22 protein-coding genes and 5 pseudogenes are annotated in these 26,028 nt (G+C 43.6%); 22 read left to right on the forward strand and 5 right to left on the reverse strand.

Annotation, left to right across the window (positions count from 1 at the left end):
* Nucleotides 1-9: 9 nt before the first annotated feature.
* The 4 genes from C9I43_RS18705 to priA all read right to left on the reverse strand — a co-directional run bounded on the left by C9I43_RS18705 (nt 10) and on the right by priA (nt 5,393).
* Entirely contained in the window at nt 10-234 is a 225-nt protein-coding gene (locus C9I43_RS18705; RefSeq protein WP_076499303.1) for a hypothetical protein, read from the reverse strand.
* A 357-nt stretch (nt 235-591) separates the two neighbouring features.
* Nucleotides 592-1,314 (reverse strand): SPOR domain-containing protein, encoded by a 723-nt coding sequence (locus C9I43_RS18710; RefSeq protein ID WP_076499301.1) that lies wholly within the window; start codon nt 1,312-1,314, stop codon nt 592-594.
* A 3-nt stretch (nt 1,315-1,317) separates the two neighbouring features.
* The gene (argS, locus tag C9I43_RS18715) at nt 1,318-3,063 is read right to left on the reverse strand and encodes an arginine--tRNA ligase (protein WP_107885157.1); all 1,746 of its coding nucleotides are present in this window, start codon (nt 3,061-3,063) and stop codon (nt 1,318-1,320) included.
* A gap of 134 nt (nt 3,064-3,197) precedes the next feature.
* Nucleotides 3,198-5,393 carry a primosomal protein N' gene (gene priA / locus C9I43_RS18720; protein ID WP_107885159.1) on the reverse strand — a complete coding sequence of 732 codons (2,196 nt, stop codon included), beginning with the start codon at nt 5,391-5,393 and terminating at the stop codon, nt 3,198-3,200.
* A gap of 102 nt (nt 5,394-5,495) precedes the next feature.
* Here priA and C9I43_RS18725 point away from each other — a divergent pair, with 102 nt between their 5' ends.
* The 21 genes and pseudogenes from C9I43_RS18725 (at nt 5,496) to C9I43_RS19140 (ending at nt 24,871) form a co-directional block, all read left to right on the forward strand.
* Complete coding sequence (locus C9I43_RS18725; RefSeq protein WP_107885161.1) at nt 5,496-6,461, forward strand: FimV/HubP family polar landmark protein; 966 nt, start codon at nt 5,496-5,498, stop codon at nt 6,459-6,461.
* 182 nt (nt 6,462-6,643) lie between these two features.
* Nucleotides 6,644-6,856, forward strand: coding sequence for a 50S ribosomal protein L31 (gene rpmE, locus C9I43_RS18730; RefSeq protein WP_076499292.1), 213 nt, complete (start codon nt 6,644-6,646; stop codon nt 6,854-6,856).
* Nucleotides 6,857-7,379: 523 nt separating this feature from the next.
* Complete coding sequence (locus C9I43_RS18735) at nt 7,380-8,624, forward strand: malic enzyme-like NAD(P)-binding protein (RefSeq protein WP_076499290.1); 1,245 nt, start codon at nt 7,380-7,382, stop codon at nt 8,622-8,624.
* A 187-nt stretch (nt 8,625-8,811) separates the two neighbouring features.
* A complete protein-coding gene (csrD, locus tag C9I43_RS18740) occupies nt 8,812-10,755 on the forward strand; it encodes an RNase E specificity factor CsrD (protein WP_107885163.1) in 1,944 nt (647 codons plus the stop codon).
* Nucleotides 10,756-10,991: 236 nt separating this feature from the next.
* A pseudogene (locus C9I43_RS18745) lies at nt 10,992-11,866 on the forward strand (MSHA biogenesis protein MshI).
* Nucleotides 11,863-12,462 (forward strand): PilN family protein, encoded by a 600-nt coding sequence (locus C9I43_RS18750; RefSeq protein WP_107885165.1) that lies wholly within the window; start codon nt 11,863-11,865, stop codon nt 12,460-12,462. Before C9I43_RS18745 ends, C9I43_RS18750 begins: the two are co-directional and overlap by 4 nt.
* Entirely contained in the window at nt 12,459-13,109 is a 651-nt protein-coding gene (locus tag C9I43_RS18755) for a type II secretion system protein M (RefSeq protein ID WP_107885167.1), read from the forward strand. The genes C9I43_RS18750 and C9I43_RS18755 overlap by 4 nt, the downstream gene beginning before the upstream one ends.
* Nucleotides 13,096-13,416, forward strand: coding sequence for an MSHA biogenesis protein MshK (locus C9I43_RS19180; protein WP_076499279.1), 321 nt, complete (start codon nt 13,096-13,098; stop codon nt 13,414-13,416). Before C9I43_RS18755 ends, C9I43_RS19180 begins: the two co-directional genes overlap by 14 nt.
* 14 nt (nt 13,417-13,430) lie before the next feature.
* A complete protein-coding gene (gene mshL / locus C9I43_RS18765) occupies nt 13,431-15,110 on the forward strand; it encodes a pilus (MSHA type) biogenesis protein MshL (RefSeq protein ID WP_107885169.1) in 1,680 nt (559 codons plus the stop codon).
* 6 nt (nt 15,111-15,116) lie between these two features.
* Nucleotides 15,117-16,024 (forward strand): annotated as a pseudogene (locus tag C9I43_RS18770) (ExeA family protein).
* The gene (locus C9I43_RS18775; protein ID WP_107885171.1) at nt 16,021-17,217 is read left to right on the forward strand and encodes a tetratricopeptide repeat protein; all 1,197 of its coding nucleotides are present in this window, start codon (nt 16,021-16,023) and stop codon (nt 17,215-17,217) included. The pseudogene C9I43_RS18770 and the gene C9I43_RS18775 overlap by 4 nt, the downstream one beginning before the upstream one ends.
* Entirely contained in the window at nt 17,214-18,974 is a 1,761-nt protein-coding gene (locus C9I43_RS18780) for a GspE/PulE family protein (RefSeq protein WP_076499271.1), read from the forward strand. Before C9I43_RS18775 ends, C9I43_RS18780 begins: the two co-directional genes overlap by 4 nt.
* Nucleotides 18,975-18,976: 2 nt before the next feature.
* The gene (locus C9I43_RS18785) at nt 18,977-20,197 is read left to right on the forward strand and encodes a type II secretion system F family protein (protein WP_107881439.1); all 1,221 of its coding nucleotides are present in this window, start codon (nt 18,977-18,979) and stop codon (nt 20,195-20,197) included.
* A gap of 5 nt (nt 20,198-20,202) precedes the next feature.
* Nucleotides 20,203-20,697 carry an MSHA biogenesis protein MshF gene (locus C9I43_RS18790; protein WP_107881441.1) on the forward strand — a complete coding sequence of 165 codons (495 nt, stop codon included), beginning with the start codon at nt 20,203-20,205 and terminating at the stop codon, nt 20,695-20,697.
* An 82-nt stretch (nt 20,698-20,779) separates the two neighbouring features.
* The gene (locus tag C9I43_RS18795) at nt 20,780-21,397 is read left to right on the forward strand and encodes a pilus assembly FimT family protein (RefSeq protein ID WP_107883978.1); all 618 of its coding nucleotides are present in this window, start codon (nt 20,780-20,782) and stop codon (nt 21,395-21,397) included.
* Between the two features lie 157 nt (nt 21,398-21,554).
* Complete coding sequence (locus C9I43_RS18800; protein ID WP_107881443.1) at nt 21,555-22,073, forward strand: prepilin-type N-terminal cleavage/methylation domain-containing protein; 519 nt, start codon at nt 21,555-21,557, stop codon at nt 22,071-22,073.
* A gap of 171 nt (nt 22,074-22,244) precedes the next feature.
* Nucleotides 22,245-22,732: pseudogene (locus C9I43_RS18805) on the forward strand (prepilin-type N-terminal cleavage/methylation domain-containing protein).
* Entirely contained in the window at nt 22,722-23,270 is a 549-nt protein-coding gene (locus C9I43_RS18810) for a type IV pilus modification PilV family protein (protein WP_107881447.1), read from the forward strand. Before C9I43_RS18805 ends, C9I43_RS18810 begins: the two are co-directional and overlap by 11 nt.
* Nucleotides 23,270-24,129 (forward strand): annotated as a pseudogene (locus tag C9I43_RS18815) (PilW family protein). Before C9I43_RS18810 ends, C9I43_RS18815 begins: the two are co-directional and overlap by 1 nt.
* A pseudogene (locus C9I43_RS18820) lies at nt 24,119-24,613 on the forward strand (MSHA biogenesis protein MshP). The pseudogenes C9I43_RS18815 and C9I43_RS18820 overlap by 11 nt, the downstream one beginning before the upstream one ends.
* A 126-nt stretch (nt 24,614-24,739) precedes the next feature.
* Nucleotides 24,740-24,871 carry a hypothetical protein gene (locus C9I43_RS19140; RefSeq protein ID WP_258192034.1) on the forward strand — a complete coding sequence of 44 codons (132 nt, stop codon included), beginning with the start codon at nt 24,740-24,742 and terminating at the stop codon, nt 24,869-24,871.
* A gap of 542 nt (nt 24,872-25,413) precedes the next feature.
* Here the strand turns inward: C9I43_RS19140 and C9I43_RS19145 are convergent.
* On the reverse strand, nt 25,414-25,563 hold the full coding sequence (locus tag C9I43_RS19145) for a hypothetical protein (protein WP_258192037.1): 150 nt from the start codon (nt 25,561-25,563) through the stop codon (nt 25,414-25,416).
* Between the two features lie 55 nt (nt 25,564-25,618).
* Here C9I43_RS19145 and C9I43_RS18825 point away from each other — a divergent pair.
* A partial coding sequence (locus tag C9I43_RS18825; protein WP_146157143.1) for a hypothetical protein occupies nt 25,619-26,028 on the forward strand: 410 nt, incomplete at its 3' end.

Below are 26,028 nucleotides of genomic sequence, written 5' to 3' on the forward strand. Positions count from 1 at the left end.
AAAATGATGTCAATAAGCTAAGCGTTCATGAATTTGAGAATGCGTATGGGTTTCTATCAGATCTGCTATTTGGTTTTGTTCTAATTGCTTCAGTGCAGATATTTCGTCATAAATCTTATCTTGAACATCCAGTGGCATGCGGACATGCTCCATAAACATCCTAATACCTAGCATGTCGCCATTCTTAAAAAGTTGGCTAAATTCGGTGGCTTCTATCTCGATTAATGCATTCATAATACGTCACCCTGAGGTTGGATTTGTTATCGATACAGCTGTTTTGCTGTCGATTAAGAAATACGCCTTAGTTTGATCTAGGTCAATTAAACTGTATGTTAATCTTTATTAATAAATATTTTTATTGTTTATTAACAGCTGGTTATATTTTTTGATGCCGAGACTTTAAAAATCGAAAATGTTTAAAACAAAGGTTGTTAAGAAGTGATTGAATGAATGGTGAGTGATGTAGGCGGCAATTGAAATGAGATCACATTATTATTTTACGAATAAAAAATAGCGGCAAGCGATAAATTGCTGGCCGCTATTTTTTTGAGTCATTAGCCTATGACAGTAAGCCAATATGGCATGTAAATATTATTTGGGAACGGCCAAAATCTGACAACCATTGATTCCCGCTTTTTGTAGCGTATGGCGTTTACGCTCGGCATCACGTTTGCGCTCGTAGGGGCCTAAAGCGACTTTGTACCAAATACCAGTCGTGCCTTCGATTTGCCTCACCTGTGCTTCTAAACCTTGAAATGCGATCACGGCCTTCATCTCGTTCGCCTGTGACTCTTGGCGGAAAGACGCACACTGCAACTGATATAGCACGGGTGTACGGCTTGCCACCACATCAGGAATATCTACTTCAACATGTTTGTTTTCGAGTTCCTTGAGATAAGTCCATTCTTCCTTGGGTTGTGGTGGTAAGGCATGAGGATCTTTCTTCAATGGGACTACTACGGGCTCAACTACAGGCTCAGCGGTTTTCACTGGGATCGCAACCGCTTGGCGCGCGGCTTCCTTCACCTTAGGCGTAAGTAAGGTGGTTTCTTGCGGCTTAACCTTGATTTGAGCTTTCTTGACCACAGCGGGTTGTGGCTTCTCCTCTTGCGGAGCAGTATTTTTAATACTCCAGAGAAAATAGATGAAACCACCTACAGCGAGTATGGCAACAGCTATCAGCGTTAGCGGCAGCTTATTACGCTGCGCTGATTTAGATTGTGAAGGCTTGGCTCTCGATGGGCGTGTTGCGCGCACTGGGCGCGGTTTAGCGCCCGATTGCGGCCTTCTATTGGCATAATCGCGATGACTCATGACTTACATCCGCTCTAATGTTTCTATACCGAGTAGATTTAGGCCTTTTTGTAAGGTGCGGGCTGTCAGTTGTGCTAACAATAAACGGCTATTCTTTTGCGTGTCGTTATCGGCTGCAAGTACAGGGCAAGCTTCGTAGAAGCTAGAAAAAGCCCCTGCGAGTTCATATAAGTACCCACACAATACATGCGGTTGACCTTTGTCTACAACGCGATTGAGGATTTCACCGAACTGTGCCAGCTTGTTACCGAGATCTTTTTCTTTCTCATGCTCAAGCACGATTTTAGCTTGGCTGAGATCCAAATCAGTTACACGCTTGAAGATGCCTGCAACACGGGTATAAGCGTATAGCAGGTAAGGCGCGGTATTGCCTTCAAAGCTAAGCATTTGTTCAAAGCTGAAGATGTAATCACTGGTACGGTTTTTCGATAAGTCTGCATATTTGACGGCACCAATCCCAACAACGCGGGCGATTTCAGCCAAGGTTGCCTCATCCATATCAGGATTTTTACTGCGTACGAGTTCGAGCGCTCGCACGTTAGCTTCATCTAATAAATCAACTAATTTAACCACACCACCGCTGCGGGTTTTGAATGGACGGCCATCTTCGCCGTTCATTGTGCCAAACCCTAAGTGTTCTAATGACATATCTTCACGAACAAATTTAGCCAGTTTAGCGAGGCTAAAAACTTGCTGGAAATGCAGTGCCTGACGTAGGTCAACAAAATACAGTACGCGATCAGCTTTCAACACGCTTGAGCGATAACGCATTGCCGCAAGATCTGAGGTGGCATACAAGTAGCCGCCATCGGCCTTTTGGATGATAACTGGCAGCGGTTCGCCTTCTTTATTGCGAAAAGCCTCTTGGAATACGACTTTGGCGCCGTTACTTTCAGTTAATAAACCTTGGGCATCTAAATCTTTAACCACTTGTTCAAGGTCGGCATTATAAGCACTTTCACCGTGAACATCAGCGCGGGTTAAACTCACGCCTAAACGGGCGTAAACATCATGACAATGGCTTAACGAAATATCATTAAATTCGCGCCACAGTTTATTGCAATATTCGTCGCCCGATTGCAGCTCAACGACTAATTGACGAGCGCGAGTGGCAAACTCCGCCGATTCGTCAAAACGTAATTTAGCAGCGCGATAAAAGTTTTCTAAATCAGACAGCTCTAGCTGGGCTTGCTCACCATTTTGGGCGCGGAGTTCTTCCATGTAGGCCAGTAACATACCAAATTGAGTGCCCCAGTCGCCCACATGGTTTTGACGAATGACGTTATGGCCTAAAAATTCTAGTGCGCGCACCACACTGTCACCAATGATGGTTGAACGTAGGTGGCCGACGTGCATTTCTTTGGCAAGGTTTGGCGAAGAGTAATCGACGACAACGGTTTGCGGCGTTGGCAGTTTGATACCGAAATGCTCATCATTAAGTGCATTTTGCAATTGGTCTGCTAAGGCGCTGTCATTGATGAAAAAGTTGATAAAACCAGGGCCTGCAATTTCAACCTTAGCCACAAAAGTAGAGGCGGGTAAGGTATCAATGATCAGCTGAGCTAATTCGCGTGGGTTCTTGCCCGCGACTTTGGTCAGCATCATGGCTAAGTTAGTTGCCAAGTCGCCATGACTCTTATCCTTGGTTCGATCTACCTGAATGCGTGCTTCAAAGTCAGCAGGCACAATACCTTGTTGTTTAAAGGATTCGAGTGTTTGTTCAAGTAATGATTGGATATGTGATTTCATGGGTTCTAATCGGCACTAACTTTAAGAGTGAATACAGGGAATAACCGCATATTTTAGCCGTTTGTGGTTAGTAATTGCTATCTTCCCGATGATTTTTTATTAAATGATGCTTAAATTTTTATTAAATACGCGACTTAGAGGAGATCCTGCGGATCTCTATCTAAGCTCCAGCGACAGCGTTTGGCTTCAATGAGTTGCTCTACAAGCGGATGAATACGCTCAAACTCTTGCTGCAGTCGGTTGCGGTTCTTCGCTTGAAATAACAATTGACGCCGAAACTTACCGGCTTTTTTATCCAGAGGCGCAGGCATAGGGCCTATTACCTCAAACTCTTTATCTTGGGGTAAAAGCGCAGCAAAGGCGTTGAGAAAGTTATCGGCATCACTGGCTAAATGAGCTTCGGCGCGCACTAATACCATGTGCCATGCTGGTGGCAATAGCGCCTGCTGACGTTCTTTTAGTTGGCTACGAGCAAACTCACCATAACCACGGTGCAGTAAATCGCGCAAAATCGGGTTATCGCTCTGGTGAGTTTGCAATAATACTGTTCCGGGTTTACTGGCGCGTCCTGCACGGCCTGCGACTTGGGTATAAAGTTGCCCAAAACGTTCAGGCGCCCGAAAATCGGCACTAAACAAGGCACCATCAACATCGAGTAGTCCCACAAGTGTGACATCGGGAAAGTGGTGGCCTTTGGCGAGCATTTGCGTACCCACTAAGATTTTATATTCCCCCTTATGAATTGCAGTTAAATGGGTTTCGAGTGAACCTTTAAGGCGAGTGGTATCACGGTCGATACGCACCACTGGATGTTTAGGAAACTCCAGTTGCAGTGCCTCAGCGAGTTGTTCTGTGCCTATGCCTTGGCCCATTAGCATAGTACTACCGCATTTGTGACATTGTTTGGGGATGGCATATTGATTGCCACAATGGTGACAACAAATTTCGCCAAGGGATTGATGCACTGTGAAAAATGCATCACAACGGTCACATTCATGTAAGTGCCCACACTCGTGACACAGCAGCGCTGGTGCAAAACCGCGGCGATTCAGAAACAGTAGCACTTGATTGCCTGCATCTAAATGCAGACGAATTTCGTTTAGTAATGGCACCGACATACCCGCCTTTAGTGGCAGGTTTTTAATATCGATAATGCCTTGGCGCACTTTTTTAGCCGCGCCAGCGCGTTCACCCAGTTGTAAATGATGATAACGACCGCTTAAGGCATTTTGTAGACTTTCGAGTGAGGGAGTAGCCGTACCCAATATCACTGGAATCGACTCTAAATGGCCGCGCATGACGGCTAAATCGCGGGCATGGTAACCCACACCTTCCTGCTGCTTAAAGCTACTGTCGTGCTCTTCATCCAAAATGATAATGCCGGGATAGGCCATAGGCGTGAACAAGGCCGAACGGGTGCCAATGATGATTGCCGCTTGGCCACAGCGGGCTTGACGCCATGCTTCGAGTCTTTGATTGTCGGTTAACCCTGAGTGCAAGATGGCAACATTGACTTTAAAGCGGCGCTTGAAACGATTGATCGTTTGTGGCGTTAAGCCGATTTCGGGCACCAAAATTAACGCTTGCTTACCTTGCTTGAGAATTTCTTCAAGTACAGCTAAATAGACTTCCGTTTTACCCGAACCGGTAATGCCCTCTAATAAAGTACAGTGATATCCTTGCTGTAAGTTTAAGGTCGCAACCGCGACGGCCTGTTCTTTATTGAGTTTGTGTGGCGTTTCGTCCATTTCAAGTGTGGTTCGCCAGTCTAGATTAAGCTCGGCGATTTTCTCATGGCGTGCCACCCAGCCTTTATCTTCGAGGGCTTTAAGTGCCGCTTTACTGATGTCTAAGCTAATGACATCTTCTTGGGTTAAGTTGGCTGATTTTAGCAACTCGAGTAATTTTTTTTGAGCGGGTGCGCGTTTAACCGCTTCAGGCGCAATATTTTGGCCTATTTCGGTTAACTGCCAAAATTGGATTTTTTGCGGCGCCGCATCTAATCCTTTACGAAGAGCGACTGGCAATGCTTGGGTTAGCATTTGCCCTTGGCTACAGAAATAGTATCTCGCAGCCCAGAGAGTTAGTTTATAGAGTGATTCCGGGAGTAAAGGTTTATCGTCGATAAACTCAAGCACGGACTTAATTTGCTTAGGCGCTAAGCTACACGTATCTGTGATCCCTGTAACTAGGCCGATCAATTGTTGTCGACCAAAGGGGACTTTAACGCGCACACCGATGTGCGGTGTACTAGGATAAGATTCGGGTACGCGGTAGCTAAAGGTTTGCCGCATAGGCACAGGTAACGCAACTTCGACAAACAATGACATATGCAGGCAAGTCTTAGGCAAGAATGTGGTTTAGTGTACTCAGCGCGGCAGGCTAGGGCTAGCCCTAATGATGGTTTACCAAGGATAGTTGAGAGTAAATAAATGGCTAATATCGTGAAATCATTAGGTCTACTGGCTTTAGTGTGCAGTGCGCCGAGCATGGCACAAGTTTCCCATGTGAGCATTAACAGTCGCATGTTTGAATTAGGGGGCTACCCTAAACTCAGGATGAATGTGATAGCTGATAATCAGGACATGTCGCGTTTAGAGTTTGTGGTACAGCAAGCAAGCGGTGAAGAAAAACTAATGGTTGAGGGGCTTAATCGCTTTTTAGTGTTGCTTACGGGTGTTGAGGATGTGAAGGATGACAAAGCTAGACTTTTAATCAGGGAATACCGGCTCGATCGCTGGCATGATGTCAAAAGTATCAGTTTATTTGATGGCGCTAAATCGACCTCGCTCGCCAAAACAGCAATAGTGGCAACGGGGGCTAAAACAATCACCATCGCAACAATTGCCGAAAGTACCGCCACTGTGGTTGAGCCGCCCGCCAAAGTGGAGGCTGAGGCGAGTTTACTCGCCGATAAAAGTATCATCGTTTTAAACCATCAATCTAATGAGCCCGTAGTGCCAGCCGCAGCAGGGCTTAACTTCTCTGATACTGCGCGTGGGCAAAATCCTCCTCTTGCTGCTGATAACACGCCTAAAGCTACAACCGTTAAAACAATATCTGTAGAAACCTTGGCGATAGAGAGTATTGAGCCTAAACGAGCCGAAGTGGACAATGTGCAAACTGCGTCGCAAGCACTTGAACATTGTCAGTTAACTTATCTTGCCGGTGAGACGCTATGGCGCACAGCCAATCGCTATGCAAGCAATTGGAATGTGAGCGTGTATGGAGCAATGCTGGCTATTTATGAGGCAAATTCTACGGCTTTCTCGAAGAATAAAATCAGCGCACTTAAGAGTAATGCGGTGCTATCTTGCCCTTCGAAAATAATTTTAGCGAAGTATTCCAATGCGCAAGAAGCAAAAGCGCTATTTACAACGAAAGCAACCGAAAAATAAAGCGGAAAATCGGCATAAAAAATAGGCGAGTTTTAACCTCTAAACGCTCAGATAATCTACTTGTATCCGGTGTGGCTATGCTGTAATATCCTGCGCCCTAAACATATTGTTATTAACATGCATGTGGTGTCCGACTACGGGTTGGAAGAGCGACATGGCCTTACACTTTTGAGGTAACCCCAATGAAACCAGGTATTCACCCAACATACGCTATCATCACTGCAAACTGTACTTGTGGTAACGTTATCAAAGTAAACTCTACTGCTGGTAAAGATCTGCACTTAGACGTATGTGGTGCTTGTCACCCATTCTATACTGGTACACAAAAAGTTGTTGATACTGGCGGTCGTATCGACAAGTTCAACAAGCGCTTTGGTGCACTTGCTAAGAAATAATTACAATTGTAATTTTTCTAAAAAAAGGCGCCTTCGGCGCCTTTTTGCTTTTTGTCATTGGCTATTTACTATCGTTTAGTACTATTTCAAATTTATATCAGCTATGACTCCATTCAATAAATCGCCAACTTATCAAATATCTATAATTCAAATTGTTTATTCGTCTTATTTATAACCTTTAATCGTAAAATAATCCCACTAGCGACTAAATATTGTAATTTAGCCAAAGTTACAGCTATAAACATGCTGTAACCAGCATTTAATTGATGAAATATCTGTTTTTTTTCTACAAAAAAATATGAAAAATGTCACTTTATTAGAGAGGATAAGCTTATAAAACTGAGCTTAGAGGAACAATCTGAATGCTAAGGTAAAAATGACGAATATTTTATTTAAAAAGTCGCTTTATTGGCGTATCTTACCCTGACCAACAAGACTATTTATATCGCCCTTACAGAGGCGAATTAGGTGTTGGTCGACCTCACTCTCATAAATTATAAATGCCGTATTTCAGGATTTTAAAATGTTAGATATTCGTCAACAAGCACTCGATTATCATGAATTTCCCGTTCCAGGAAAAACCGCAGTTTGTTTAACTAAACCAGCCGAAACGAGTCATGATCTTGCCCTAGCTTATAGTCCTGGAGTGGCTGAGCCAGTACGTGAAATAGCGATTAATCCTGACAACGCCTACCGTTATACCAATAAAGGTAATACGGTCGCCGTGATTACTAATGGCACTGCTATCTTAGGCCTAGGTAATTTAGGCCCATTAGCATCTAAACCTGTTATGGAAGGTAAAGCATTATTATTTAAGCATTTTGCTAATATTGATTCGACCGATATTGAAATTACGCATAATACGCCTGAAGAGTTTATTAATACCGTCGCTGCAATTGCAGATACTTTTGGTGGTATTAATTTGGAAGATATTAAAGCACCAGAATGCTTTGTTATTGAGCGCGAGTTGATTGCCCGTTGTAAAATTCCGGTATTTCACGACGACCAACACGGCACTGCTATTGTGACAGCGGCGGGAATGATCAATGCGTTAGAGATTCAAGGTAAGTTGATTAGCGATGCGATCTTTGTGTGTATGGGCGCAGGTGCTGCTGCGATCGCTTGTATGACTATGTTGGTAAAGTGTGGTGCTAATCGCGCTAACATTTACATGCTAGATACTAAAGGCGTTATTCATTCTGGCCGTACAGATCTTAATGAATACAAAGCACTATTTGCTAATCATACCGATAAACGCACCTTGCTTGATGTAATCAAGGGCGCAGATGCATTTTTAGGTTTATCTGGACCTGACGTGATTGGCGCTGAAGAAGTCGCGTTAATGGCTGACAAACCAGTGATTTTTGCCTGTTCAAACCCCGATCCTGAAATTAAACCAGCACTTGCCCACGCAACACGTAGTGATTTAATTATGGGTACTGGTCGTAGTGATTATCCAAACCAAGTTAATAACGTGCTGTGTTTTCCATTTATTTTCCGTGGTGCATTAGATGTGCGTGCATCATGTATTAATGATGAGATGAAAATTGCCGCCGTCTACGCGCTTGCAGGATTGGCAAAAGAAGTCGTACCAGCAAGCGTATTAAAGGCTTATCCTCAGGTGACGTCATTAAGTTTTGGTGCTGAGTATGTGTTGCCCAAACCGATGGATCCACGCTTACTGCCAGTTGTCGCGCGTGCGGTTGCACAAGCCGCTATTGACTCAGGCGTTGCTGTTATTACGACTTTGCCGCAATACGCTGACTAGACAAAATGCGGCTTAAAATACAAAAAGAGACTAATTAGTCTCTTTTTTGTATTTAAGCCAACGTTAAAGTTACCGTGACTTGGTTGCCTTTTGGGTTAGGCTACTGACATAATCAACAGATAGCCTTGTTGTTTTTATGTTAAAAATTGTTCAGATAATAATTATAATCCTGCAGGATAGCGGATAGATGAAATTCACTCGAATGTTAACTACAAAATTAACCAGCTTTTGGTTAATGTCTTTGGCTGCAGTTGCCTTCGTATTTATATTGAGCGCAGTGATGAGCTTTGTGCAGCTGACTTATAAGTTTCAGCAGCAAAAAGTTGCCGGACTCGAAACTATGCTGGTGGAGCATTATCAGCATCGACCAGATTGGGAGTTGGAGGCTTGGTTGCCACCAATGCTACTCGCCTATAATGCTGTAGATTTTCGTCTGAGTCGAAACGGTGAAGTGTTATTGGCTTATCAAGGTAATCTTTCTACTCAAAATGCGGTTATATATGACCATGTGCTGGAGCCTAAATCTGGCTTACATATGCTATTAACCTTGCCGCAACCCTTCGAACACTTCACGTTCAGTTGGTATGAGACATTCATTCTATTAATCGGTATTTTTGCGGTTATCGCATTAGTACGCTTTGGCTATTTGTGGTTTTCACAGCAATTGGATGGTATTGAGGAATTAGCTTTACGCAGTCGATTAATTTTACAAGGCAAGCATGAAGAAGCGCTGGCAACACCTGGAAAGGGTAAGCCAAGGCTGATTAACCGTGCGTTAACTAAATTACTAGAAGAGTTACAAGACGCGCAAAAAGAGCGGGGCCGTTTTGATAAGTTTATCCGCTCTAATACCTTTCTTGATGCAGAAACCCATATAGGTAATCGATTATTTTTAACAAATCGTCTCGATGCGCTGAGCCACAATCAGTCAATGCTTGCCCATGGCGTTATTTATTTATTAGAAATGGATGATTTGGATTTATTACAACAATCACAAGGTGAAACTGCAGCGAGAGAGCTATTAAATTCGACCGTTAGTGCCATTAGTTTACTGTTACAAAGCCAAGCAAATAGCATATTTGCTCGCCGCTCCCATAACCAATTTGCCATTGTAGTACCACAAATATCGCTTATTGAAGCCGATCAATTGGCCAGCAAGCTACTCAAAATATGTTTGAGTCAGCCTTTGCCCGAGGTCGATAATCGTGACAATTTTTTCCATCTTGGTTGCGCTTACTTTACCGCAGGGGACAATGCAACGCAGTTAATTGAAGAAGCAGATATGGCCTTAAGGGCGGCACAATTACAAGGCAATAGTAATTGGTTTATGTACGATAAAGGCGCTATTGATGAAGAATTTGCTAAAGGCTCTGTGCGTTGGCGGAGTTTTTTAGAGAATGCATTAGTACAAAAGCGTTTTTATCCCTTTAGCCAGCCGATAATCGATTCTGATGGTAATGAACATCATAAGGAGATATTTACACGGGCTCGGGATAATCAAGGGGCATTAATTCGTGCCACTTTATTTATTCCTATGGCCAATAAATGTGGCTTAATGCCGCAAATTGAAAGGCAAATTATTGAACGCGTTTTGCTGTTGTTATCGAATGAAACAAGCGTTGAAGGCGCGAATTTACCTACGAATAAAAAATCGGCACCGCAGCGTTACAGTATCAATTTAAGCTTGGATTCGTTAATGAGCCGCGCATTTTCACAATGGCTAAAAACAACACTATTAGAATATCGACATCTAACCTCGCGGTTAATCTTCGAAGTATCAGAAGATATTGTGATCCAACATCAACAAAAGTTACTTCCTAAGTTAGATATGATCCGCAAAATGGGCGCAAGGCTTTGTGTTGATCATGTTGGTGAGCAGGTTGTTGGAACTTATTACATTCGTGAATGCCATTTTGATTTAATTAAGCTACATCGATCAATTGTACGGCATATCCACATGCGCCCTGAAAACCAATTATTTATCCGTAGTTTAATTGGCGGCTTGTATCGTACTGAGGTGCAAGTTTGTGCCGAAGGCGTTGAAGTATTTGAAGAATGGCAAACATTGCAAATCCTTGGTGTCAGCGCAGCGCAGGGAATGTATTTTAGTGAACCGATAGAAGCTAAGTAAAATATCGAATTATGCGGGCTAGTTGCTACGAACGAATAGAAATAGTACATATAATTCACGTGTTTATCTATAATATATGCTAATAAGCGGCTAGACTAATCAGTATAGAAATGACACAGCTGGAAGTATTAATAGAATATTTAATACAGGGCTATAAAACATTGGATACAAGATAACAGGATGTTTAAGTAGAGGGCAAAGTTAAACCTTCAAATTCAGTTTGTTATAGGCATTTTATGGAAAAGAGTTTCATTGATCGATTCGCCTTTTGGCAGCAAAAAATGTTTCCGATCAATATTGGGGTCTATGTCTGCACCGATAAATTATGGGTATATGCGCCCGCACAAGATACTAAGATCGAGCAATGGCAATCCTTTGAGCTTAAAAGTGAGAACTGGTCTGCAGGATTTAGTGCCGTGGCTAAATCTTTTCCCAATGCACAGTTACAACTGATTTTAGCTTCAGGTCTGTATCAATTACTGTTGACCGATAAACCCAATGTCGATGTGGCTGAGTTGCCCCAGGCTTTACTGTGGTCAGTTAAAGACATGGTAACGTTACCTGTTCCGCAAATTCATTTGGATTATTTTGAGCCCCCTTAGTCAGTAATAAAATTAACGTAGTCGTGGTGGATAAAACCAAGCTTATCAGTATGGTTCAAGCTATTCACGAACAAAATCTACAACTTATTGGGATCAGTATCGAAGAATTAGCAACGACAAATCTCTTTGATGATAATCAAGCTCGGCTAGTCGTGAGCCATAATCCCGGTCAGGAGTTGTTATTAACTGTGGTTAAGCAAGGCCAACTTTATATGCAGCGCCGAGTGCGAGGATTCACTCATTTAGATAAGGCTCTAGCAGAAGAACTTGCTTATGGTATGGCAGATAATCTCAGCTTAGAAATCCAGCGTTCGATGGATTATTTTGAGAGTCAGTTAAGGCAAGATCCCGTTTCTTCTATCGAATTACTGACTGACGGCGCAGTGGATGTATTGGCTACATTGATTTCGGAAAACTTTAATCAAAGCGTAAATGTGATCGATAAGAGCTGTGTTGGCGCTCGCATGGCGCAGCTCGCATTTGCCGAATGTTCAAGAGGTGCAGAGTGATTAAATACCGAGTTAACCTCTATACTCCCTCGTTATTACCGCCAAAACAAAAGCTGACTTTTGCTCGCTTAGGGACTTATGCCTTAAGTGTTTTACTTCTTTTGGTCGTTTGTATGAGTTATAGCTACTGGCAAGTGAGCTCTTTACGACAAGAATTGCAATTGGTAACGCAGAAAAAGCAGCAGCTTGATACCCAAAAGCAAACATTAGAGGCAGAGCTCGCTGCACGCAAAGCCGATCCTGCGCTGGTTGAACGAGTAGATTTAGTGACCCAGCAATTAGAATTAAAACAGCTGCTTATGCAAGAATTAAGCTTAAGGGCTTCCTTGACGAGTCGCGGTTTTGCTCCAGTACTTAACGATCTTGCCGTTGTAGCGGATGGCAGCGTATGGCTAAGTCATATCGTAATCAATGAACAGGACTTTATGTTTGAAGGTTTTGCTGAACATCCACAGAGTATTCCGCTGTGGGTAGATAAGCTTAAGACAACACATACCTTAAAAGGGCAGGCTTTCTCGTCGATGAGAATGGATCGTGGTGAGGATAAACCTTTGGCTTTTACCTTGAAAAGTAATAGCAAGGAGGCCACACAATGAAGCGCAAGTTAGCGCAATTAGGTCAACAGTTTGATGCGTTAAGTCGCCGAGAGCGAGTATTGATCGCGACTGCGGTGTTTGCCGTACTGGGTATGCTGAGTTACTTGCCGCTCGAATCGATTTGGAAAACCCATGCATCGATTTCGCAGCAGCTTAAAACCTTACAGCAAGATAATGCCATTTCTACTCAACAAATTGACTTATATCAGCAGCGCATAGCCTTAGATCCTAATTTAGATTACCAACAGCGCTTAGCTTTTGTTGAACAACAAAACCAAGATTTAGATAGCCAACTCAATGAACAAATGGTGGCTATGGTACCGGCAGATTATATGCCTGAGCTACTAAGTAACTTACTTGGGCAAGTGCAAGGGATTAAATTAGTTAAGTTTATGTCGATAGCGCCCGTCCCCTTATTAGCGGTAGGTGAAGATAAAAAACTTAACCTGTATAGCCATGGCATTCGCTTGAGTTTAGAAGGCGATTATTTCTCTGTGCTGCGTTTTGTTGAAGCGGTTGAAGCTATGCCAGATAAGCTGTATTGGAAGCGTCTTGATTATGACGTCACGCAATACCCGCTGGCGGCTATTGAGATCGAACTATATACCCTAAGCATTAATAAGGACTTTATCAGTGTGTCTAAATAAGTCTTATATTATTAGCATGTTACTTTGCTTGAACTCTACAGCTGTTTTGGCTGAGTCGCTGCGAGATCCTACTTTGCCCGGAAAAGGCTTCACTGCGGTTACGACTACGAGTCAAACACAGGATCAGGCAATCGTCCTCAATAGCATTGTCAGTTCAGGCAACACAGCTTACGCTGTGATAAATAACCAGATATTGTCTGTGGGTGACAGTATTCAGGGGCTAAAAATCGTCAACATCACCCCCGCTTATGTGTCACTGTCCGATGGACGTAAACTGACATTGTTTCAAGCAATAATAGAGAGATAGGGAATACACCTCAGATGAAAGCGATTAAATACTTCACACCTCTACTCTCACTTTGCCTTGTGGCGTGTCAGACCACAAATAGGCCGCAACCCGAGGCGAGTAAAAATGAACTAGCCACTTCAATGGCGACAGCCACGGCATTAACAACGCCACCGCCAGCGACTATGCCAGATGCGGTGCAGCGAGAGTTGAATGCCGGAGCCTTATTGTCTGGTTTAACCCCAGCCCTAGAAGCAGAGCGCCGTTTCGATGTGTCAGCCCGAGATGTGGATGCAAAGGTCTTTTTTCCAAGCTTAGTCCAAGGTACGCCCCTGAGCGTCGCAGTGCATCCCGATGTACAAGGTACGATTTCGCTCTCTTTAAAAGGCGTAACGTTAACTGAAGCGATTCAAGTGGTTGAAGATATTTATGGCTATGAAGTGAGCCGAGAAGGTCGCATTTTACGCGTATTTCCTGCCGGAATGCGAACAGAAACTTTTCCGCTGAACTATCTCTATATGGAGCGTGACGGTTTGTCGCTCACCTCCGTGAGTTCGGGTCGCCTGTCGGATAACAATAATTCAAACAGTAATAACTCAAACAGCGATAATTCAAATAATAGCAATTCGAACAATAATTCGAATAGTAATAACGGTAACAACTCCAGTAACAATGGCAGTAGTGACAGCTCTAACGGCACCTTTATTCGTTCGCGTACCAAGACTGATTTTTGGGGCGAGTTAAAAGAAACGCTAACCTCTATTATTGGTGAAACCGGAGGCGGGCGTCAGGTGGTTGTCACGCCGCAGGCGGGTTTAGTCACCATTCGTGCTTTTCCGAGTGAATTACGCCAAGTGCGTACTTTCTTAAATACAGCAGAAAGCCATTTACAGCGCCAAGTGATCCTTGAAGCTAAAATCCTCGAAGTGACCTTATCCGATGGCTATCAGCAAGGCATTCAGTGGGACAACGTGCTGGGGCATGTCGGTAATACTAACGTGAATTTTGGCACCTCAGCGGGCCCAGGTCTAAGCGATAAAATTACCTCTGCAATAGGTGGCGTTACCTCGCTTAGCATCAAAGGCTCTGATTTTACGACTATGATCAATTTCTTAGATACCCAAGGCGATGTCGATGTGCTGTCTAGCCCAAGAGTCACGGCATCAAATAACCAAAAAGCGGTGATTAAAGTGGGGACTGATGAATATTTTGTGACTGACGTTTCATCGACCACAGTGGCGAGTACAACACCCGTGACAACGCCGCAGGTAGAACTTACGCCATTTTTCTCTGGTATTGCTTTAGATGTTACTCCGCAAATTGATCGTGATGGTAACGTGCTGCTACATGTGCATCCGTCGGTGATTGATGTGAAAGAACAAACTAAAAATATTAGGATCAGTGATGCCTCTTTAGAGTTGCCTCTGGCTCAGAGTGAAATTCGTGAATCGGATACCGTTATTCGTGCAGCGTCAGGTGATGTAGTGGTGATCGGCGGCCTGATGAAGAGTGAAAATATTGAAGTGGTATCGCAAGTGCCTTTGCTGGGTGATATTCCTTTGTTAGGTGAGCTGTTTAAAAACCGCAGTAAACAAAAAAAGAAAACCGAATTAATCATTTTGCTTAAACCTACGGTTGTAGGTGTTGATACGTGGAAAACCGAGTTACAACGTTCTAAGACCTTATTAGACCGTTGGTATCCGGAAACAAATTAAGCTTCTATGTATCAGAAGCATTTTGGCCTTAGCCAAGCGCCATTTTCACTGACACCCAATACCGGATTTTTTTTCGGACTATCACCGCACGTAGAAGCCTTGCAAGTATTGCAAACCGCCCTACAAACGGGTGAAGGTTTTATTAAGGTTACTGGGGAAGTGGGAACGGGTAAAACATTGATTTGTCGTAAACTCATCAATGAATTACCGAGTAAGTTCCATTGCGCTTATTTGCCGAATCCTTACCTTACCCCAGCAGAGTTACGCTGGGCAGTGGCGAGTGAGCTGGGCCTTAAATATGCTAGTAATATCGATCAACAACAGCTCACAGGGCTTATTCAACAACAGCTTTTAGCCTTAAGTGCCCACGGGCACGCCATTGTATTAGTGCTCGATGAGGCACAGGCATTACCGGATGATAGCCTAGAGGCGCTGCGTTTATTCACGAATCTTGAAACCGAGACGCGCAAATTATTGCAAGTCGTGTTATTTGCACAGCCAGAGCTTGATGAGCGGCTTAAACGCCAAGAGTTTAGACAATTAAGGCAGCGTATTACTTTTAGTTATAATCTGCGTCCATTAACACTAGACGAAACCGATGCTTATATTCGCCACCGACTAGCTATAGCTGGGCGCGCTGGCGAAGCTTTATTTACATTAAGAGAAACACGCCAAATTGCCTATGCGTCCAGAGGGATCCCCGATTGATCAATATTCTTGCCCACAAAGCCTTGTTGTTAAGTTTTGGTGAAGGTGCTGCTTGTGTGCAAAACTCCCATATTAACGCAGCAATTCAAGATACCGAAGATGCCAGTAGCCGCAGATTATGGTCGTGGAAGTGGTTACCGTTTTTAGCGCTAATGACCCTAGTATTTGGCCTTGGATTACAGCATTTTTTTAAGGGTGTTGTATGAGCGTAATCAACAAGATGCTGCAGGATCTTGACAAGCGCCAACAAGGGCATGAACTTAGTAATGTTATCCAACCACAGGTACAGTATTTAGCCCGTTCTCACTCCTATTTTAACGGATTATTGTTCTGCGTTTTTTCGCTGCTGCTAGGCGGTGGTGTTGTTTATGGCTGGCAAACCTTCATGGCAACATCAGCTGAAGCGTCGCCGACTCTTACAAATGAACACAATCCATTAATATCGATTCCAACTGCTTCTGTGCCAGTCGACAGCGTAGCTTGGAAAACCACCTCGGCAAGCCTTGATACTGTGGCGACACCGGTCAAGGTAACGACAGCCGCCCGTGCTGAAATTGGCTCCAATGCTCAAATCACGACTCCAGTTATAGTCGCTGAATTAACAGCTAAACAACTTGCTGTGCCCGTGACTGATTTAGAACCTGAGACTGATTTAGAGCCTGAGCCTGAACAAGAGTCAGAATCAGACATGAGCCTTGAATTTGTTGACGACATACCTGCCAAAGATAGTCGTAATCAGCCAGATAGCATATCTGCCGTAGCTGCTAATGCTACTCCCAAAACACAGGGGAAAATGGCGATAACAGAAGTGACGTTAACGCCACAGCAATTGGCAAATAAGCGTTTTGCGTTAGCAAGCGAGGCGCAGAAGGACGGTCAACTCAACCGTGCTATTGATTATTATGAGCAAACGCTCGCGCTAGACCCTGGCATGCATGAAGCGCGTAAGCAATTGGCTGCGCTGCATTATGGACAGAATCAATTAGCTCAAGCCAGCGATCTGCTACAACAAGGCCTTATCTTATATCCGCAAGAAGTCGACTTTGCGCTGCTCCTCGCAAGGGTTCAGCAAGCTTCTGAACAGCCTAGTTTGGCACTGGTGACGTTAACGCACATACCTGATACGCACCCGCTGGCGAGACAAAAGTGGATGGCGCAGTCGGATATCGCACAAAAATCAGGCCAGTTTCCGTTGGCAGAACAAGCTTATAGGCAGTTATTACAACAAGAACCTCTACAGGCTAAATGGTGGATGGGATTGGCTTATGCGCTTGATTCGCAGCAACAATTTACCCAAGCACGCCAAGCTTATCGCACAGCACTAGGCCATAGAGGCTTATCAACGCAGGCGAGTGCCTTTATTGAACAACGTTTAACTCAGCTAGGAGATAGCCAATGAAACCCAGATTAAAAATGCGTTTGGGCGATCTGTTAGTTCAAGAATCGATTATTACTGAAACGCAGTTGCAACAAGCGTTGGCTGAACAGCGTAATACCGGCAAAAAGTTAGGCCGTACTTTGATCGATCTACAATCGATTACAGAGCATCAATTACTGCAGTTTTTATCCCAGCAGTTAAATGTGCCCTTTCTTGATATCAGCAAACTGCCAATTTCTGCAGAGGTGGTGCACTTAATTCCTGAAGTGCAGGCACGACGTTTTCGAGCTTTAGCGATTGAAGATAGAGGCGACAGTGTGCTCGTGGCGATGAGCGATCCGGCTGATTTGCAGGCACTTGATAACCTTGAAGCCCTTATTGCCCCGAAACGTTTAAAGTTAGCCGTGGCGCCCGAGCAGCAATTGCTGCAAGCCTTTGATAACTTATATCGTCGTACCGACCAAATTGCTCAGATCGCCGGTAAGCTTGAAGAGGAATACGCTGCCGATCAGATGTTCGATTTAGCCAGCCTCACCTCTGGCGACAGTGATAATGAAACCACAGTCGTTAAGTTACTACAGTCGATTTTTGAGGATGCGGTGCAAATGCGTGCTTCGGATATTCATATTGAGCCCGGTGATAAAGCCTTGCGTATTCGTCAGCGTATCGATGGTCAGTTACACGAAACGATTCTGAATGAAGTTAACATTGCTGCCGCATTAGTGTTGCGGCTTAAGTTAATGGCCGGACTCGATATTTCTGAAAAACGCTTACCGCAGGACGGTCGCTTTCAAATGGACATTAAAGGGCATCATATTGATGTGCGGATGTCGACCATGCCGATTTATCACGGTGAATCAGTAGTAATGCGTTTACTGGATCAATCGGCGGGTTTATTAACCTTGAACGAAACAGGTATGCCACCGGCTATTTTGGCGCGTATTCGTAAACAAATTAAACGTCCTCACGGCATGCTATTGGTGACGGGGCCGACTGGTAGCGGTAAAACCACCACTTTATATGGCATTCTGAGCGAGCTTAATACCGCCGATCGTAAGATTATTACCGTAGAAGATCCTATCGAATATCAATTGCCACGAATAAACCAAGTACAAGTTAACCATAAGATAGGTTTAGATTTTGCGAACGTTTTACGTACCACGTTACGCCAAGACCCCGACATTATCATGGTTGGTGAGATGCGTGACCAAGAAACCGTTGAGATTGGTCTTAGAGGCGCATTAACCGGTCACTTTGTGTTATCGACTTTGCACACTAACGATGCGGTCACCAGTGCGCTGCGTTTACTGGACATGGGCGCGGCCAGTTATTTAGTGGCCAGTGCCCTAAGAGTCATTATTGCCCAGCGTTTAGTGCGACGGGTATGTCATAACTGTGGGGTTGACTATCAACCGACCGCGCAGGAAAAGGCGTGGCTAAGTAGTGTGAGTCGTAAAGATTTCACCCATGCGAACTTTAAAATAGGTACCGGTTGTCAGAGTTGCAACGGCAGTGGTTATCGCGGCCGTATTGGTATTTTTGAGATTCTTGAGCTGGACGATAAGATGGTTGATGCCATGCGTACCAGTAATCCGCAGGAATTTGCCAGAGCGGCATTAAATAGCCCGAACTTTACCCCGCTTGCCGAGTCAGCGCTACAATATTTGAGTGAAGGCATGACGACGATTGAAGAGGTGGCTAAATTGGTTGAGGACGTGAGCGAATCACATATTCCCTTATCTAGGGATATTGTTAGTCAACAAGGCATTGAGGCGTAATTATGCCAATTTATCAATACCGTGGACGCAGTGGTCAAGGTCAACCCGTGACGGGGCAATTAGATGCAGCATCGGAAAGTGCTGCCGCTGATATATTGCTGTCGCGGGGTATTATTCCCCTTGAGGTCAACGTGGCCAAAGTGACTAAACCCTTCTCATTGGCTCAGCTGTTTGGCAGTAAAGTCGCGCTAGAAGAATTACAGATTTTTACTCGGCAAATGTACTCGCTGACGCGCTCTGGCATCCCTATTTTACGGGCGATTGCGGGCTTATCTGAAACGGCACATTCTCAGCGGATGAAAGATGCGTTAAATAATATCTCTGAGCAGTTAACGGCTGGCCGACCATTATCATCATCAATGAATCAACATCCTGATGTTTTTGATTCTTTGTTTGTTTCTATGGTGCATGTGGGGGAGAACACCGGCAAGTTAGAAGACGCATTTATTCAGCTTTCGGGCTATATCGAACGTGAGCAAGAAACGCGGCGACGTATTAAAGCGGCCATGCGTTACCCCATGTTCGTATTGATTGCGATCGCGATTGCGATGGTGATCCTAAACATTATGGTGATCCCTAAATTTGCCGAGATGTTCTCACGTTTTGGCGCCGACTTACCTTGGGCGACAAAAGTGCTGATTGGTACATCGAATCTATTTGTGAATTATTGGGGGCTAATGCTGGTGGCGCTTATTGGTTCGATTATCGGTATTCGCTATTGGCACCATACCGAAAAGGGCGAGAAACAGTGGGATAAATGGAAATTACATATTCCTGCCGTAGGGTCGATTATTGAACGCTCAACGTTAGCGCGTTATTGCCGTAGCTTCTCTATGATGCTCAGTGCTGGGGTGCCGATGACACAGGCGTTAAGCTTAGTGGCTGATGCCGTAGACAATGCCTATATGCACGACAAAATAGTCGGTATGCGCCGTGGAATTGAGTCTGGTGATTCGGTGCTTAGAGTGTCTAATCAGAGTAAGTTATTTACGCCTTTAGTACTGCAAATGGTGGCAGTAGGTGAAGAAACCGGCCAAATAGATCAATTGCTTAATGATGCTGCTGATTTTTATGAAGGTGAAGTGGATTATGATCTAAAGAATCTCACTGCTAAATTAGAACCTATTTTAATCGGTTTTGTCGCCGTGATTGTCTTAATATTAGCACTAGGAATATATCTGCCAATGTGGGATATGCTCAATGTTGTTAAAGGTGGAAAGTAGCCCTAATGCAGAGCCAGCAAAAGGCCGATAAAGATCTATTAAATATCTATGGGCGTATGATCGTTGTAGGGCTAGTGTTAGTCATTGTGGCCATTGTCGGCGCTAAGTATTTTTTGACGTTACCGCAAATTGCGACGCGTGGATTAGAGGTCGAGCATAATCGCTTTGTGAATGTGCTGGTTATGGTGCGCTCACAGTGGCTATCCTTAGGTAAGCCGCAGCAGATGCAGTTGAATTGGGAAGCGTTGGACAATATATCTAACAAAGCCGAATCCAGTGTCGTTAATATGAATGATCTCGGTTGGCCACAGCCTAAGTTATTTACTGCTCAAGGTTGTCAAGATTTATGGTGGCAGTTAATGGGAACGGAGCTTGATAATGCGGACTTGGTTGCTGATTATTCAGCTAAAGATAATCGCTGCCACTATCTGTCGCCCAATGGTAATAGCATCGATTATCAACTGGATTCTGGCAGCGTTATATTTTCGGCACAGCCATAAAATATTGTTATCACGAGAGCTTTTTAAAATTAATTTAACTGTTAGAATAAAATAATTAAGCAGAGGGGCATATATGAAAACTGTGAAAACGAAACAAACAGGATTCTCACTCATTGAGCTTGTCATTGTCATCGTTATTTTGGGGTTACTTGCTGCAACCGCTATCCCTCGGTTTCTAAATGTCACCGATAGTGCTGAAGATGCCAGTGTTGACGGTGTGGCAGGCGGTTTATCTACCGCAGTGAGTTTTGTTCGTTCACAGTGGGAAGTTGACGGACGCCAAAATAACAGTGTTATTCTTGACGGCACAGCAGTGTCTCTCGACCCGCGCTTTGGTTATCCGACGGGTATCGCAACGACAGATGCCACTGCCATGACGGATGCTAGCTGCCAAGAAGTGTTTAATACTGTGTTGCAGAGCGCACCGCGTAATGTGCTCTACACCCAAGATGCTCGCAATCAACGTTACACTGTACGTGTTATCAATGGTGCCGGTGGCAGTGCTAATGCAATTACAGGTACTACCGTTACGGGTTTAGATTTATGCGTTTATCACCAAGTGGCCTCACTTGTGCTAAACCAAACCACCGGTGTGCCAAACCCAGCGCCCAATTTATCAACAGCAGGTGTTAAAGGGGTCGTTTATAACCCTGGTACAGGCAAAGTGCTAAGCTTTACCCAAACGCCATTTACACCTTAAGCTGTAATCTATAGTTTTATTTTGTATATGTTTTAAATAGCTTGATTTGAAATAAGTTAGTTTGAAATAATTTTAGTTTTAAGCGAATTAGCTTAAAAGTGGTTTAATTTAATTAGTACTCACATGAGTTATCATTTATAAAGAAAGGTAGTTTTATATGAAAAGACAACAAGGTTTTACCTTAATCGAATTAGTTGTAGTGATCATTATCTTAGGTATTCTTGCTGTCACAGCGGCACCTAAGTTTATTAACCTGCAAGGTGATGCGCGTGTTTCTGCTTTGAATGGCCTAAAAGCCTCAATCCAAGGTGCAAATAGCTTGGTTTATTCTAAAGCGGCCTTGGCTGGAGAAGAGAAAAAAGCTGCAACAGCAACTCCTCCTCCTTCTGTTGATATTGGCACAGGTACTAACGCAGTTACGCAATTTGGCTATCTTCAAGCCACAGAAATTGAGTTGGAGAATGCTATAGAAGTGAGCTTTGATGAAGGAACCAGTGCTACAGATCCAACAGTTGCTACTGACACCGGTGCAGATTGGATTATATTTGAAGGTACGGGTATTGTGACCATGTGGCAAAAAGGTGCTCCAGCAGAATGTCGTTTTACTTATAAACAAGCAGAAAGTGCGACAGTTGCTCCTGTTTTCTCTGCAATTCCTGATGCTTCTGATTGTTAATATGCATTTATGAAAAGGCCTGCCTAGCAGGCCTTTTTTTTAGATAAAATACGGTTCTTACATGATTTTAAATAAATGAGTCTACCAAGAATTTACCGACATTTATTTGCGTTAATCATATCGTTGGCAGAAACTGAACCTAGTACATGAAATCAGCAATTAACCCGAGCAATGCTTAAATTTCCTATGTCAAAACAGGCTGGATTTACCTTAGTAGAGTTAGTGACGACTATCATCCTGATTTCAATTCTGGCTGTGGTGGTATTACCACGTCTATTTACCAATCTTCCTACAGCGCCTATAGCCTACGTAATGAGTTTATAAGTGAGCTGCGTCAAGTGCAGCAAAAGGCGCTCAATAATACCGATAGATGTTTTCGTGTAGTGGTTTCTAATACTGGTTATCAAGTGAGTCAATTCCCCACTCGCGCGGAAGCGGTTTGTACGGGGACTGCATTATCACCCAATCCGCTTTATAGCCAAGCTTTTCAAGGTGGAGCTCAATTAGTGCTGGTGAGCACGAATAGCACTAACTTCACTCTCGATTTTGACAGTCGCGGCCGACTCTTTCCCGTGTGTGATGGTAGCTGCATTAGCGTGACCGCCAATGATACTGTGCTGATTAATGTATCCTCTGAGGGATATATTTATGCCAACTAATTCTCGCTTATTTCTTCACAAACAATCATCGAGTAAGGGCTTCACCTTAATTGAATTGGTGGTAGGCATGTTAGTGATTGGCATTGCGATAGTGATGCTCACCAGCATGTTATTCCCACAGGCTGATCGCGCTGCAAAAACCTTACAGAGAGTACGCAGTGCTGAACTCGCCCATTCACTGATGAATGAAATCTGGGGTAAACGCTATGACCAAAACACCAATGTCAATGGTGGTGTGCCTGCGTGTGGTAGTCCTACGGGTAAAACTTGTACCTTGGCGACTGAGTTAGGCAAAGATAACATTTCTGGAGTCTTAGAGAGTCGTAACAACTTTAATGATGTGGATGATTACAACGGCTTAAATGAAACTACAACTATGTTGAATTCGACTCAAACCTATGTTGATGCTTATCCTAACTATCGTTTAAGTGTCAGCGTGGTTTATGGAAGTGTGGCAAATACTAAGCTAGTCACCATTAATGTGACGACGCCCGACAGCGAAGTGATTACTTACAATATGGTGAGGAGTAATTACTGATGAACTCTTTATCAGCAAAGCGCATGCAAACATCCACGCGAGGCTTTACCTTAGTCGAGATGGTCACAGTTATCTTGATTCTGGGTATTCTTGTGGTTGGCGTGAGTAGTTTTATACTTTTTGGCACCCGAATTTTTGTTGAATCGAGTTCTGTTGACCAAGTGCTCAGTCAAAGCCGTTTTGCTGTGGAGCGTATGACCCGTGAATTACGCAGTGCTTTGCCCAATAGCCTGCGAGTCAATACCGACTCGTTAACCTATCAATGCATTGAATTTGTGCCTATTAAAGCCAGTACGACTTACTTGTCTATGCCTATAAGTCCTGCTGCGATAGCGAGCTCTGGCACTGTGATTCTAGACAATGTCCCGAGCGCAATTAGCGTTAATCAATTCGTTTGGATTTATCCGTTACTTGATACCGATGTCTATGCTAATACCTCCAGCAGTACAAGGCAGAAGCGTGCTCAGATTAAAGCTATCGCGACAGTGGGCAATCAAGTCACACTAACGTTTACTGCGGCCTTACGTTTTGCTGAAGGCTCACCGCGGCAGCGAGTTTATTTTGGAACTAATCCGGTAAGTTACTGTTTTGAAAAGTCGCTGCGAGTAATGAATTACAACTACAGCGTTATACCAGCTATAACTTCAGCACTATTCAGCCTAAACCTAATATGATGGGAGCTGGCGTGTTGATGGCGCAAAGTGTGGCAAACAGTTTAACAAATAATACCGATCAGCCTCTGACATTGACGCCATCAACCTTGGTAAATAATGCCATGGTGCACTTACAACCTAGATTTAATGTTAATGGTGAGACGTTTCAATACAGACATCAAGTGCAGGTGATTAATGTTCCCTAACTCTGGTCGTAAAACGGCATATAAACGCTCATCATCCAGATCATCGCTACCAAGAGCGTCATTACCTGCGCAGCAACGAGGTAGTGCGCTTATCATCGGTGTGTTTGTAATTACAGTGATGTTTTTATTAGCTTCTGCTCTCATTAATATTGTGCAGGACAGCGATACCGCACTCACCCAAGAAGTATGGGGCACTCGAGCCTTTGCCGCTGCCATAGTGGCGCCGATGCGGCATTAGCTCAGTTATTTCCATTGAATGGTTCCGTTGGCATTTGCCTAGCAACCAGCACTTGGAATCCCCTAATGTAACCGGTTTTCATGCCTGTAGTGTGACGTTGACTTGTACAGCATATGCGGTAGACGCAGTGACTCAATATCGGATCAACAGTAAGCAATATGTGAAAGCGGCGAGACTCGTGTTAGCCGACAAGTAGAGGTAGAAGCCGTGGTTAGATTTATAAAGTATGTTGTATCTGCTATTTAGCTGCTCGATTCAAGCTTTGAGAATATAGACTATGGCAAATTTCCCGCAGTGGTTCAAGGCCATCATGGCAAGCTAATGGCTGCGCAAATCCCGCATCCAATTTAACAATTTATAAAGGCTTTATCGATGGAACCAATGGGCAAAATCTTGCTTACTGTTCCAGTAATAAAGCAGAATAGTATGAGTAATAATGTCTGTGATGATGGTGCTGGTGGTACTCGTTATTGTGATATTACTGGTCAAGATATGCTGGATTAGATTTAACGGCAGCCACAAATTTATTCCAAACAAGTAGTGCACTACAGGCATCAGCTATGGAGAATGCCAAGCCAACGCAATACTTGGTGCAGATAATACCACTGAATTTTGGCTCGGTAGTCTTAGATAAAAATAGCTGTAATTTGACATTTTCATCTTCGCACCAAACTTATAAAATAAAGAATTTAATTTTAGATGCATCTACGTGCTTAATTATCTGCTGGAGATTATTGGGTTGAAAACTTCACGATTCACAGGTGGCACACCAGTTATCAATACCGCTGGCAATGTACGTTTTTTCGTTAAAAACCCAATTAACATATCTGGTGCACTGAAATTTAATCCTAATCGTGCCGGTGAGTTATATTTTTGGTTACAGTAATATTGCTTTAATACTTTCAAACATTGTAATTAATGGTTATATCTATAGCGATGCAGACGTCATTGTTAATGGGCGAAATACCATAATCGGGCGTATTACATCACGTAAACTAACGATTAATGAAGATACGGAAATAGTAACGGGTAAGCCTTCAACTTAATTACGGTAAGGCGACTACCGCTTCCGTCACCTTCGAACGCGCTTTTCCTACTGGTGTAAAACCTTTAGTCTTTTTAATGCCGACAATATCTACTGCCAATACTAATAATGATGTTCCATCTTCTACTTTCATCACGTCAATATCATCCACAGGCTTTACTTGGCGTCAGGCCCAGCCTTCTGGAACAAATAATCCTGCATCAAATATGCAAGAAGTGCACTGGATAGCCGTTACGCCTGGGAATTATACGTTATCAGATGGTACCCCTTTGCGAGCTGGAAGTATTAATATCAATAGCGCCTTTGGCATGAATAATAATGGTTGGACAAATGTTAGCTTAGATAATAACTATTCCGTGGTACTTAATCAGATTCAGACCAATAATAATAATTGTTGGTTGACAAGTGTTATTGAGCCTGCATCCGGAGGGTTAAAGATTAATATGGATGTTTCTCAAGTGTACAAAAAATCAAATAGCCCACAATGCCAGCCTGCAAATATAAAGGATTTGGTAAATGAGTCTGTTGCTTATTTAGCTTTGCCCGTTGCTAAAGGCATTATTAATTTAAATGGTGCGGATGTTCGTTATCAATTCGGTACAGCAATGACCCATTC

The organism is Shewanella morhuae (assembly GCF_003028295.1).
In the GTDB taxonomy this organism is placed as follows: domain Bacteria; phylum Pseudomonadota; class Gammaproteobacteria; order Enterobacterales; family Shewanellaceae; genus Shewanella; species Shewanella morhuae.

Bases quoted from the DNA above. Each gene is read 5' to 3' on its own strand.
- C9I43_RS18705 (WP_076499303.1), bottom strand. From the start codon at position 234: ATGAATGCATTAATCGAGATAGAAGCCACCGAATTTAGCCAACTTTTT.
- C9I43_RS18710 (WP_076499301.1), bottom strand. From the start codon at position 1,314: ATGAGTCATCGCGATTATGCCAATAGAAGGCCGCAATCGGGCGCTAAA.
- argS (WP_107885157.1), bottom strand. From the start codon at position 3,063: ATGAAATCACATATCCAATCATTACTTGAACAAACACTCGAATCCTTT.
- priA (WP_107885159.1), bottom strand. From the start codon at position 5,393: ATGTCATTGTTTGTCGAAGTTGCGTTACCTGTGCCTATGCGGCAAACC.
- C9I43_RS18725 (WP_107885161.1), top strand. From the start codon at position 5,496: ATGGCTAATATCGTGAAATCATTAGGTCTACTGGCTTTAGTGTGCAGT.
- rpmE (WP_076499292.1), top strand. From the start codon at position 6,644: ATGAAACCAGGTATTCACCCAACATACGCTATCATCACTGCAAACTGT.
- C9I43_RS18735 (WP_076499290.1), top strand. From the start codon at position 7,380: ATGTTAGATATTCGTCAACAAGCACTCGATTATCATGAATTTCCCGTT.
- csrD (WP_107885163.1), top strand. From the start codon at position 8,812: ATGAAATTCACTCGAATGTTAACTACAAAATTAACCAGCTTTTGGTTA.
- C9I43_RS18755 (WP_107885167.1), top strand. From the start codon at position 12,459: ATGAAGCGCAAGTTAGCGCAATTAGGTCAACAGTTTGATGCGTTAAGT.
- mshL (WP_107885169.1), top strand. From the start codon at position 13,431: ATGAAAGCGATTAAATACTTCACACCTCTACTCTCACTTTGCCTTGTG.
- C9I43_RS18775 (WP_107885171.1), top strand. From the start codon at position 16,021: ATGAGCGTAATCAACAAGATGCTGCAGGATCTTGACAAGCGCCAACAA.
- C9I43_RS18780 (WP_076499271.1), top strand. From the start codon at position 17,214: ATGAAACCCAGATTAAAAATGCGTTTGGGCGATCTGTTAGTTCAAGAA.
- C9I43_RS18785 (WP_107881439.1), top strand. From the start codon at position 18,977: ATGCCAATTTATCAATACCGTGGACGCAGTGGTCAAGGTCAACCCGTG.
- C9I43_RS18790 (WP_107881441.1), top strand. From the start codon at position 20,203: ATGCAGAGCCAGCAAAAGGCCGATAAAGATCTATTAAATATCTATGGG.
- C9I43_RS18800 (WP_107881443.1), top strand. From the start codon at position 21,555: ATGAAAAGACAACAAGGTTTTACCTTAATCGAATTAGTTGTAGTGATC.
- C9I43_RS18810 (WP_107881447.1), top strand. From the start codon at position 22,722: ATGCCAACTAATTCTCGCTTATTTCTTCACAAACAATCATCGAGTAAG.
- C9I43_RS19140 (WP_258192034.1), top strand. From the start codon at position 24,740: ATGGAACCAATGGGCAAAATCTTGCTTACTGTTCCAGTAATAAAGCAG.